The organism is Geodermatophilus maliterrae (assembly GCF_041018925.1).
GTDB classification, from domain to species: Bacteria; Actinomycetota; Actinomycetes; order Mycobacteriales; family Geodermatophilaceae; genus Geodermatophilus; species Geodermatophilus maliterrae.
In genome coordinates, this window is record NZ_JBFNXQ010000183.1 from 1 (window position 1) to 3,383 (window position 3,383).

General features: G+C 77.7%; 3 protein-coding genes. 1 reads left to right on the forward strand and 2 read right to left on the reverse strand.

Translation table 11 applies throughout. From position 1 onward, the window contains the following. Window positions 1–61: 61 nt before the first annotated feature. On the reverse strand, window positions 62–574 hold the full coding sequence (locus ABQ292_RS26215; protein WP_369210637.1) for a DinB family protein: 513 nt from the start codon (window positions 572–574) through the stop codon (window positions 62–64). Window positions 575–666: 92 nt separating this feature from the next. Here ABQ292_RS26215 and ABQ292_RS26220 point away from each other — a divergent pair, with 92 nt between their 5' ends. Continuing rightward, on the forward strand, window positions 667–1,632 hold the full coding sequence (locus tag ABQ292_RS26220) for a helix-turn-helix transcriptional regulator (protein ID WP_369210638.1): 966 nt from the start codon (window positions 667–669) through the stop codon (window positions 1,630–1,632). Between the two features lie 68 nt (window positions 1,633–1,700). On the opposite strand, the gene ABQ292_RS26225 is transcribed toward ABQ292_RS26220, so the two are convergent. Further along, window positions 1,701–3,299 carry a DUF6777 domain-containing protein gene (locus ABQ292_RS26225; RefSeq protein WP_369210639.1) on the reverse strand — a complete coding sequence of 533 codons (1,599 nt, stop codon included), beginning with the start codon at window positions 3,297–3,299 and terminating at the stop codon, window positions 1,701–1,703. Between the last annotated feature and the right edge of the window lie 84 nt (window positions 3,300–3,383).

Here is a 3,383-nt window from a genome sequence, read left to right on the forward strand (position 1 = left end):
GACCGCGCCGCGGCCCGGGTGGAGGAGCTGGAGCAGGCGCCGCTGGAGGGGTAGGCGGTCCTCAGCCCATCGTCTTCTGGCCGTCGAGCGACTCGCGCAGGATGTCCGCGTGCCCGGCGTGCTGGGCGGTCTCGGCCACCACGTGCAGGAACACCCGCCGCGCCGAGCGGGTGGCGCCGGGTGTGAACCACGGGGCCTCCGGCAGCGGGTGGGTGCGGTCGAGGTCGACCGTGCGCACCAGCTCGTCGGTGTGGGCGGCCACCTCCTCGTAGCGGGCCAGCACGCCGACCAGCGTCTCGCCGGGCTCGAGCACCCACTCCTGCGCCCAGACCTCCGGCGTGGTGTCGGCGAACGCGGCCGGACCGCGGACGGCGAAGTCCGCCCACGTCGCCTCGGTGGCAGCCACGTGCTTGACGATCCCGGCGAGCGTCAGCGCGCTCACGGTCGTGCGCCGGGTCGCCTGCTCGTCGGTCAGGCCGCGCACGGTGTGGCGCAGGAACGCCCGGTGCGTGCCCAGCGTCTCGAGCAGGTCGGCGCGCTCGGTGTCCGGGACGGGGGTGGTGGCAGCAGGCACGGTGTCCTCCGGGGGCGTGGTGGGGTGCTGAGGACCACGATCCCGTCCATTGCGGTCAGATCCTGACCGCTGTGTCGGCCAGGATCGGGGACGTGACCGACCCGAGCGCCCGCACGCTGCGCCTGCTCTCCCTCCTGCAGGCCCGCCGCTACTGGCCCGGCCCCGACCTCGCCGGCCGGCTCGGCGTCTCGGTGCGCACGCTGCGCCGCGACGTCGACCGGCTGCGCGAGCTCGGCTACCCGGTGTCGGCCTCCCGCGGGGTGGACGGCGGCTACGCACTGGCACCCGGCGCCGCGCTGCCGCCGCTGGTGCTCGACGACGACGAGGCCGTGGCGCTGGCCGTGGGGCTGCAGGCGGCCGCCGCGGGCCCGGTCGCCGGCATGGCCGAGACGTCGGTCCGGGCGCTGGCCAAGCTGGTGCAGGTGATGCCCGCACGGCTGCGGCGGCGGGTGGAGGCGCTGCGCGCGATGACCGTCCCGGCCGGGTGGGGACCGACGTCGGCCCACGACGCCGTCGACCCCGCCGTCCTCACCGCCGTCGCGCTGGCCTGCCGCGACACCGAGCGGACCGTCTTCGGCTACGCCCCGCCCGGCCGCGAGCGCACCGAGCGCACGGTCGAGCCGCACCGGCTGGTCGCGCTGGGCCGCCGCTGGTACCTCGTCGGCTGGGACCTCGACCGCGGCGACTGGCGGGTGTTCCGGCTCGACCGGCTCGACGCCCCGCGCGGCACCGGCGCGGTCTTCGGCCCGCGGCGGTTCCCCGCCGAGGACGCCGCGGCCTACGTGCGCGAGCGGATCGGCAGCGCCTGGACTCGGTTCGTCGTCGAGGCCGTCGTGGCCGCCCCGGCCGGGCCGGTGCGCGAGCGGATCGGCCGCTGGGCCACGGTGACCGACGACGGCGAGGGTGGCTGCCGCGTGCGCGTCGAGGCCGACGACCTCGACTGGGCCGCGCTGGCGCTGGGCGTGACGGGCGCGCCGTTCACCGTGCTGTCCCCGCCGGAGATGGGGCCGCACCTGCGCGCCCTCGCCGCCCGGTACACCGCTGCAGCGACCAGCTGACGGTCCGTCGCAGTCTCGTCGCGACGTCGCCGGCTGCGGTGCGACGGGCGCTGGTTCGCTGCCGCCGGTCAGGGGACGGCCGGCTCGGCGGTGGGTGCCTCGTCGGCCGGCTCGCCGGCGGGGGTGTCTTCGCTGGGTGGCTGCTCCGTCGGTGTCTCGTCGGTCGGTGTCTCGGTGGGCGTCTCTCGGCCGGGCGCCTCCTCCGCCGGTGCTTCGTCGGCGGGTGCTTCGTCGGCGGGCGCCTCCCCGACAGGTGCTTCGTCGGTGGGTGCTTCCCCGACAGGTGCTTCGTCGGTGGGTGCCTCGTCGGCAGGTGCCTGCTCCGGAGGTGCCTCGTCGGTGGGTGCCTCGTCGGCAGGTGCCTGCTCCGGAGGTGCCTCGTCGGTGGGTGCTTCGTCGGTGGGTGCTTCGTCGGTGGGGGCCTCGTCGGCGGGGGCCTCGTCGGTGGGGGCCTGCTCCGCGGGGGCCTCCCCGACACGTGCCTCGTCCGCGGGTGCCTGCTCCGAGGGCGTCTCGTCGGCGGGTGCCCGGTCGGCGGGCCCGCCCCCGTCGGTCGCGTCGTCCGGCGTGGGCTCGTCCGGCTCCCTGTCACCCGGACCCGGCGGATCCTCGTCCGGGGAGCCTGCGGTCCCGGGTCCCGGGTCGGACTCGGTCGTCCGGTCGGGCTCGTCGGCGGTGCCCGCCGGTGGGCCCCCACTGCCTGCCGGCGTCGGACCGGTACCGGCCGACCCGCCGTCGGACGACCCTCCGCTGCCCGGGGAGGACGGTGACCGGTCCGTCCGGAAGACGCGGGCCGTCTCCGCCAGTGCCGGGTCCACCACGAGGTCGGCGTCGCCGGTGGTCGCCACGGGCCGGGACTCGACGACGCCGGTCGCGTCGTCGACGAGGACGAAGGCGGGCACGGGGGCCGGGCTGCCCTCCACCACGACGACCGTGGCCGGCGAGAAGCCCGGCCACGGGTCGCCCTGGTACTGCGGCGAGGGCCGGGAGGCGGGCGGGTTCAGGGGGTTGCCGCAGATGCAGCGGACCTGCGGGACGCCCGCGTCGTCGACCAGCACGGCGGTCCCGGCCTGCAGGACCGACTGGAAGGGCTCGGCCCGCCCGTCGACGTAGCCGTGGTTGGTGACCGCGGTGTCGAACCGCAGGACGACAGGCGTCAGCGTCGCGATGTGGTCGTCCACCCGGTCCGTCGGGACGTCCTGCGCGTCGGCGAACGCCGCGGCCACGTCGGGGTGCTCGGCGAGGTAGGCGGTCATGCCCGCGGCGTCGCAGACCTCGCCGCCGGTGCCCCCGTACAGACCCGGCTGGTCGCCCGCCACCGGGTCGCCGGGAGCCGCGGCCGGCGTACCCGGCCCCGGCTCGCCGCCGGTGGTCCCCGTGGTGGGACCGGCCGTGCCCGGCGGCGGCTCCTCCGTACCCGGTGTGGGGTCGTCCGGGCCTGCTGTGGGGTCTCCCGTGCCCGACGAGGGGGCCGCCGTCCCCGGCGCCTGCGCGGACGGCGGGACGAAGGGGTCCTCGCCGGGGTCGTCGGCCGGCTCCGCGACGACCGGTGTCGACGTCGTCGGCTCGGAGGCGTCGGAGGCCAGCTGGGTGGCGACCACCCCACCCGCACCGGCCAGGACCAGCGCCCCGGCCACCACGGCGGCCGCGACTCCCCTGCGCCGCACGGACCACGGTGCCGGGGACGCGTGGCGGCGCCGCGCGGTGGTGCCTGCGGTCCGCGGGGACGCGCCACGGGGGGCCGCGGCCGC